The organism is Streptomyces bobili (genome assembly GCF_002154575.1).
In the GTDB taxonomy this organism is placed as follows: Bacteria; Actinomycetota; Actinomycetes; order Streptomycetales; family Streptomycetaceae; genus Streptomyces; species Streptomyces bobili.
The window spans coordinates 1-6,888 of sequence record NZ_MUBA01000401.1; the positions used below are offsets into that span (position 1 = coordinate 1).

Below are 6,888 nucleotides of genomic sequence, written 5' to 3' on the forward strand. Positions count from 1 at the left end.
CCGACCGCATCGCGGTGTTGAGCGACGGCAGGATCGCCGCCGAGGGCACCGCCGACGAGCTGAAGCGGCTCATTCCCGGCGGGCACGTCCGGCTGCGCTTCGAGGACCCGCGAGGCTACGAGGAAGCAGCCACCGCGCTGCGCGAGGTCACCCGCGACGACGACGCCCTCGCCCTGCAGCTCCCCTCCGACGGCAGTCAGCGCGAACTGCGCGCCATCCTCGACCGGCTCGACGCGGCCGGCATCGAGGCGGACGAACTGACCGTGCACACCCCCGACCTCGACGATGTCTTCTTCGCCCTCACCGGCCCGGGCAGCGTCCCCCACCAGTCCAAGGAGAACGTCCGATGAGCGCCCTCTCCCTCGCCGTACGCGACTCGAACACCATGCTGCGCCGTAACCTCCTGCACGCCCGGCGCTACCCGTCCCTCACCCTGAACCTGCTGCTCACGCCGATCATGATGCTGCTGCTCTTCGTCTACATCTTCGGTGGCGTGATGAGCGCCGGCATCGGCGGCGGCACCGCCGACCGCTCCGAGTACATCGCCTACATCGTCCCGGGCATCCTCATGATGACCATCGGCAGCACCGTCATCGGCGCGGCGGTGTCCGTCTCCACCGACATGGCCGAGGGCGTCATCGCCCGCTTCCGCACCATGGCCATCCACCGTGGCTCGGTCATCATCGGGCACGTCGTCGGCAGCGTCCTCCAGGTGCTCGCCAGCCTGGTCCTGGTCGGGATCGTCGCCGTGGCCATCGGCTTCCGCTCCACCGACGCCACCGCCCTGGAATGGCTGGCCGCCTTCGTACTCCTCGCCCTGTTCGCCCTGGCCCTCACCTGGATCGCCGTCGGTATGGGACTCGCCAGCCCCAACGCCGAGGCCGCCAGCAACATGGCCATGCCCCTGATCCTGCTCCCTCTCGTCTCCAGCGCCTTCATCCCGGCCGACACCATGCCCGGCTGGTTCCAGCCCATCGCCGAGTACCAGCCCTTCACCCCCGCCATCGAGACGCTGCGCGGACTCCTCCTCGGCACCGAGATCGGCCACAACGGCTGGCTCGCCGTCGCCTGGTGCCTGGCGCTCTGCGCCCTCGGCTACTTCTGGTCGACGTCCCTGTTCAACCGCGACCCCAAGTAACCGACGCCCATGGCAACGGGCCCCCGCACCTCCCGCCCCAGGGCGGCGTACCCCGACATCACGTCGGCTGCGCCGCCCTGCCGGCGTTCCCGGCCCGACCCATCGCCCGACCGATCGCCCGACCGATCGCCCGGCAGTCCGGCCCGCCTCGACCGCTAGAGGAACCGCCCCCGGTGGAACAGCAGCGGCGCCTCGTCCCCGGTGGCCGCTCCCAGGGCGTTCACGCGGCCTACGACGATGAGGTGGTCGCCGCCGGTGTGGACCGCGTGGATCGTGCAGTCGATCCAGGCGAGGGCCCCGGTGAGGCGGGGGGCGCCCGAGACCGGAGCCGGGTCGTGGGTGACGCCCGCGAACTTGTCGGCGCCGCTGACCGCGAAGGCACGGCACAACTCGCGTTGGCCCGCGCCGAGGACGTTGACGCAGAAGACGCCCGCGGCGGCGATCCGCGGCCAGGTCGTGGACGTACGGCCGACCATGAAGGCGACGAGGGGTGGGTCGAGGGAGAGGGACGAGAAGGACTGGCAGGCGAAGCCGGCGGGGGATTCGCCCGGAGCGGTGGCCGGTGCTGTCACAACGGTCAGCCCTGTCGCGAAGTTCCCCAGCACCCGCCGGAACTCTCCCTGATCGACCGGCGCCCGCTCGTCCTCACGGACGCAGCGCAACTCCGGACGTGGCAGCGGCTCGACCGGCCCCGCCCGAAGATGCCGGACGGCCACGGCCGCCGCGCCTGCGTGTCCCATCATGCTCCTCATTGAAACTGACGGTACGTCAGATGGGAAGGGGTCGGGGGAATGGGCGCGACGGCGGAACGTACGCTCTGGCCCATGGGGTCGGGGGAGACGCGGCGCGGAGCCGGTCAGGGTGTGACGTACGCCGGTGCGGCGGCGGCCGGGGCGGCGGCGCAGCTTCCGGCCGTGTTCGTGCTGTCGTGGGTCCACGGGACGGCCGGCGACCAGTACGGCACCAGCTCTGACGGGGCAATGCTGTTGCTGGCCGTCGCAGTGCCTTTCGCGCCGCTGTACCTGCCAGTGCTGGGGTTCCTCCATGCCTGCGTACAGGTACTTCCGGGGGCCGCCCTCGGTCATGTGGTGCTGCGTGGGGCGCGGTGGCCGCAGTGGGTCCGGCACCTGCTGGGCGCGGTGATCGTCGGCGTCGTCTGGGGTGTCGTGGGGGCGGTGGTGTGGGGCTGGTCCTTCACCGACATCGCCTGCTCCCTCGCGGTGCTCGCGGTCCTGCCCGTGCTCGCGATGGCGTACGCGCGCGTGGGGAGCGCCACAGGTGTCCGGGGCGTCTGGGGTGTCTGGTGGCGGGCGGGTGTCGTGTCCGTCGCCTTGTTCGTCCTCGCCTTCCCGGCGGCGGCTCTGGCCACGGCCACCGGGCTCATCGAGGAGTACGAGCCTCCCCGGCTGTCCGCCGCGCAACTGGCCGGTGTCTGGCAGGACGAGGAGGGCGCGGTGCTGCGGCTGCTGCCGGGCGGGCGCGCCGAGCTGGCGCGGATGCCCGCGGAGGCCGATCCCTTCGTGGACGCCGAGTTCGCGGTGTGCGAGGGAACTGGCACCTGGGCGGCAGAGGACGGCACGTACGCCGGCCGGGACGGGATCGTCGTACGTCTCGACACGGGCAGCGGTACCGGCAGTGGCTGTGGGAACGGGACCGAGTGGACGATCGCCGGGACGGACCGCGCGCCTGAACTGTTCGCCATCTTCGGTGACCTGGAGGAGCTGCGCGTCCTGACGCGGGCCTTCTGATGCGGGCCTTCTGACGCGCGTCTCCTGATCGCTGTCACCGGCCCCGGAACCGGGGCTCCCGTCGTTCCACGAAGCTGGACACGCCCTCCCGGGCGTCCGCCGTGGTCATGTTGATCTCCTGGGCGGCGGCCTCGGCGGCGAAGGCGGTGGCGCGGTCGGTGTCGAGGGACGTGTTGACGAGGTGCTTGGTCAGGGTGAGGGCTCGGGTGGGGCCGGCGGCCAGCCGGTCGGCCCAGGCGCGGGCCGTCTTCGCCAACTCGTCGGCGGGCACCACGCGGTTGACCAGGCCGAGACGCTCGGCGTCCGGGGCCGTGAGCGCATCGCCGAAGAACATCAGCTCCTTCGCACGCTGCGGGCCGAGGAGGCGGGGGAGAAGGTAGGCCCCGCCGCCGTCGGGGACGAGCCCGCGGCGGACGAACACCTCGATGAACCGGGCCGGTTCGGCGGCCAGGACCAGGTCGCAGGCGAGGGCGAGATGCGCGCCGAGGCCGGCCGCCGTGCCGTTCACGGCGGCGATCACCGGCTTCTCGCAGTCGAGGACGGCGGCGATCAGGCGCTGAGCGCCGAGGCGGAGGGTGCGGGCGACATCGCCGGGGATCCGCTCGCCCGTCGCTCCGCCGCCCCGCAGGTCCGCGCCCGCGCAGAAACCGCGGCCCGTTCCGGTCAGGACGACCGCCCTCACCTCCGGGTCCGCGGAGGCCTCCGAAAAAAGTTGGATCAGGCGTTCACGCAGGTCAGGGGTGATGGCGTTGAGGGATTCGGGGCGGTTGAGGGTGAAGGTCGAGACGTGATTGTCAGTGGCGTGCCGTACCAATGACTCAACGGAATTTTCCGGCTTGTCGGTCAATGGCGACTCACGGGGGTAATCGGTCATGTTCATCTCATTCCGCCCGTTGGCAGCGGTAGCGGTAGCGGCAGCGCCGGTAATTGCAGCGGCAGCGGCAGCGGCAGCGGCAGCGGCAGTGGCAGTGGCATGGGCAGCAGCGGCAGCAGCCGCGGCGGTGCTGGCGGCATCGGTACGCGGTCGTCGCTCAGCGGCACACCGCCAGCGCGTCCAGCGCCACCGCCCCCTGCCCCCACGGCAGGACCACCAGGGGGTTGATGTCGAGTTCCGCGAGGTCGTCACCCAGTTCCAACGCCATGCGCTGCACCCGCAGGACGACCTCGACCAGCGCATCCAGGTCCGCCGGTGGGCGCCCCCTGACCCCGTCCAGCAGGGGCCGCCCGCGCAGTTCGGCCAGCATGTCGCGGGCCTGCTCCTCCCCGAACGGCGGCACCCGTACGGCCACGTCCCGCAGGACCTCCACCAGGACCCCGCCAAGACCGACCGTCACCGTCGGCCCGAACAACTCGTCGTGCGTGACGCCCACGACCATCTCCACGCCCTGCTCGACCAGCTGGCACACCAGGACGCCGTCCAGGTCGACGCCCTCGTAGCGGGCGACGTCGGTGAGTTCGCGGTAGGCGTCGCGGACCTGGCTCGCGGAGGTGAGGCCGACCTTGACCAGACCCAGTTCGGTCTTGTGGGCGATGCGTTCGCCCGACGCCTTCATCACCACCGGGTAGCCGACCAGCCCGGCCGCCCGCACGGCCGCCGCCGCGCTGGTCACCAACTGCTCGCGCGGCACCCGGATCCCGTACGCCCGCAGCAACTGCTTGGCCGCGTGCTCGCTCAGCTGCTGGCCCGGTCGCATCAGCATCTTCGCCTTCCGGCTGGACGGCGACAGGGTGCGGGGAGCCTCGTCGAAGGGGGAACGGTAGGCCGCCGCGAATCGGTGGTGGCCGAGGTAGGCGCGCACGGCGGTCAGGCAGTTGCCGACCGTGCGGAAGGTCGCCACACGGGAGGAGCCGAGCAGTACGTCCCGGTAGGCGGGCTCGGTGCCGACCGGCGACCCCCACACCACGCACACCAGCTTGTCCGTCTCCTCGGCGGCGTCCACCAGGTCCCGCACGAGCCGGTCGCTCAGCGGGGGGAACGGGCCGGTGATCGGGCAGATCAGGACACCCACCTCAGGGTCGTCCAGAAGCGCGTCGATGATCTTCCGGCCGCGCCGGTCACCGACGGGATGGCCGCCGTTGTCGACCGGGTTGGCGACGTTCAGGTACTCCGGTATCCACTGGTGCAGCTCGGCCTGCCGCGCCGCGGACAGCTCGGGGAGCCGCAGCCCGGCCGTCGTCGCCAGGTCGGCGACATGCGCGCCGGTGCCGCCCGAGATCGCGTACACCACGACCCCCTCCGCGCGCGGCGGCCTGGCCCGCGCCAGCAGGGCGGCCGTGTCCTGGAGTTCGTCGAGTCCGTCGACGCGAATCACGCCGTACTGGCGCATCGCGGCGTCCACCACCTCGTCCGCGCCGGTCAGCTTGCCGGTGTGGGTGGCGGCGGTGCGGGCCCCGGCCTCGGTGCGGCCGACCTTGACGGCGACGACCGGAACCCCGCGGCGGGCGGCCCGGTCGGCGGCGAGCAGGAAGGCCCGGCCGTCCTTCAGGCCTTCGACGTAACAGGCGATCGCGCCGACCTCGGGCCGTTCGGCGAAGTAGGAGAGGAAGTCGGCGGTCTCCAGGTCGGCCTCGTTGCCGGTCGGCGCCCAGTGGGAGAGGCGGACGCCGAGTTCCTGGAGGGCGAACACCGGGCGGCCCTGATGGCCGGACTGGGTGATCAGTGCGATCGCGGGCCCTTCGAGATCGTCCCGGAAGTGCTCGAAGGCGTTGAGATTGGTGTTGGGCCCCAGCAGGCGTATGCCGGAGCGGGCCACGGCCGCCGCGAGCCGCCCCTGGGCCGCCGCGCCCTCGGCGCCGGTCTCGGCGAAGCCGGAGGCGAAGGCGACGGCGAACTTCACCTTCGCCTCGGCGAGTTCCTGGATCACCGGCAGCGGGTCGGCGACCAGCAGCACGGCCAGGTCGACCTGTTCGGGCAGGTCGGCGACGGACGGGCAGCAGGGGATGCCGAAGACGGCGGTGCGGGTGGGGTGCACCGGGTGCAGCCGAGCCCCCACCCGCTCGGCCCAGCCCACCAGTTGGCGTGTGACACCGGTGTTCGGGCGTCCTTCGGTGTCCGAGGCGCCGATCACGGCGACCGATCCGGGCCGGAAGAACCGGTCCAGGTCGGGGACCTCGGCATACAGCGGGCGCCCGCTGACGTCCCGGTCCCCCGCATCGGCGGGCCGGCCGTGGACGGCGGGCCCGGGTCGCTCGTCGCAGGCGAGAACCCGGGCCCGGCGGGAGTCGGTGGTGAGGGTGCCGTGGGTTGATCCAAGCATCGGTCCGCCCCGCTCCTCTGTGACTGACTGGTAACTGACGCTCTGTCAGATTACAGAACTGACGGGATGTCAGGAATGGTCGTGCACGGAGGATGTGCGGCGGAGCCGGAGTTGGACGACAGAGGGGGCGGAGGGAGGAGCGGGGCGGTGGTGGAGCGGGCGGCGGAGGCCAGGGCCGGCCGGGGCCGGCCGGGGCCGGCCGGGGCCGGCCGGTGACTACAGCTCCGCCAGCACCTCCTTCGCCACCCGCTCGCCCGATCGCACCGCACCGTCCATGAAGCCCATCCAGTGGATGGAGGTCTCGGTACCGGCCCAGTGGATGCCGCCCACGGGGGCGCGCAGGGCGGGGCCGTACTGGGTCAGGACGCCCGGTGCGGCGATGGAGACGGGCCCGCCGCGGGTGTAGGCCTCGTTGTTCCAGCGCTGGAGGACGAAGGAGGTGGGGGTCTTGGCCCGGTCACCGAAGTAGGTGGCGAAGTCCGCGAGGACGGCGGCCTTCACGGTGTCGGCCGGGGCCGCGTCCAGTGCGCGCATCTTGTCGGCCTCGATGAAGCCCATCAGCGCGCCGTAAGAGGCGTCGGGCGGGGAGTTGTCGAAGGTGGAGCTGACCGCTCCGGTGTCGCTGACGACCTGGCCGTTGAGGCCGTCGGCCCGCCAGAAGGGGGTGTCGTAGATGGCGATCGCCTTGCCCACCGAGGCCATGGGCAGGCGCTGGGTCAGCTGGTCCCGGCCGGCCGGGAGGAGG

General features: G+C 72.2%; 7 protein-coding genes. 3 read left to right on the top strand and 4 right to left on the bottom strand.

Annotated features, from left to right (window positions below):
- Together BZL64_RS28075 and BZL64_RS28080 are read left to right on the top strand one after the other, a co-directional pair.
- The coding region (locus tag BZL64_RS28075; RefSeq protein ID WP_143663332.1) for an ATP-binding protein DrrA1-3 family domain-containing protein at window positions 1-350 on the top strand (350 nt) is incomplete at its 5' end.
- Entirely contained in the window at window positions 347-1,138 is a 792-nt protein-coding gene (locus BZL64_RS28080) for an ABC transporter permease (protein ID WP_086771976.1), read from the top strand. The genes BZL64_RS28075 and BZL64_RS28080, both read left to right, overlap by 4 nt.
- Window positions 1,139-1,293: 155 nt before the next feature.
- Here BZL64_RS28080 and BZL64_RS28085 read toward each other — a convergent pair whose 3' ends face one another.
- Window positions 1,294-1,878, bottom strand: a complete 585-nt coding sequence (locus BZL64_RS28085; RefSeq protein WP_086771977.1) for a flavin reductase family protein — start codon at window positions 1,876-1,878, stop codon at window positions 1,294-1,296.
- An 84-nt stretch (window positions 1,879-1,962) separates the two neighbouring features.
- Between BZL64_RS28085 and BZL64_RS28090 the strand changes: the two genes are divergently transcribed.
- Window positions 1,963-2,886, top strand: coding sequence for a hypothetical protein (locus BZL64_RS28090; protein ID WP_244205520.1), 924 nt, complete (start codon window positions 1,963-1,965; stop codon window positions 2,884-2,886).
- 34 nt (window positions 2,887-2,920) lie between these two features.
- Here the strand turns inward: BZL64_RS28090 and BZL64_RS28095 are convergent, their stop codons facing one another.
- The 3 genes from BZL64_RS28095 to BZL64_RS28105 all read right to left on the bottom strand — a co-directional run.
- Window positions 2,921-3,760: an enoyl-CoA hydratase/isomerase family protein gene (locus BZL64_RS28095; protein WP_086771979.1), complete on the bottom strand. Its 840-nt coding sequence runs from the start codon at window positions 3,758-3,760 to the stop codon at window positions 2,921-2,923.
- 157 nt (window positions 3,761-3,917) lie between these two features.
- Complete coding sequence (locus BZL64_RS28100; RefSeq protein WP_086771980.1) at window positions 3,918-6,143, bottom strand: acetate--CoA ligase family protein; 2,226 nt, start codon at window positions 6,141-6,143, stop codon at window positions 3,918-3,920.
- 216 nt (window positions 6,144-6,359) lie between these two features.
- On the bottom strand, window positions 6,360-6,888 hold a 529-nt coding region (locus tag BZL64_RS28105), incomplete at its 5' end, for a flavin monoamine oxidase family protein (protein WP_208639534.1).

Excerpts from the sequence above, each read along its gene's own strand:
- BZL64_RS28100 (WP_086771980.1), bottom strand. The coding sequence starts at position 6,143 with ATGCTTGGATCAACCCACGGCACCCTCACCACCGACTCCCGCCGGGCC.
- BZL64_RS28085 (WP_086771977.1), bottom strand. The coding sequence starts at position 1,878 with ATGGGACACGCAGGCGCGGCGGCCGTGGCCGTCCGGCATCTTCGGGCG.
- BZL64_RS28080 (WP_086771976.1), top strand. The coding sequence starts at position 347 with ATGAGCGCCCTCTCCCTCGCCGTACGCGACTCGAACACCATGCTGCGC.
- BZL64_RS28090 (WP_244205520.1), top strand. The coding sequence starts at position 1,963 with ATGGGGTCGGGGGAGACGCGGCGCGGAGCCGGTCAGGGTGTGACGTAC.
- BZL64_RS28095 (WP_086771979.1), bottom strand. The coding sequence starts at position 3,760 with ATGACCGATTACCCCCGTGAGTCGCCATTGACCGACAAGCCGGAAAAT.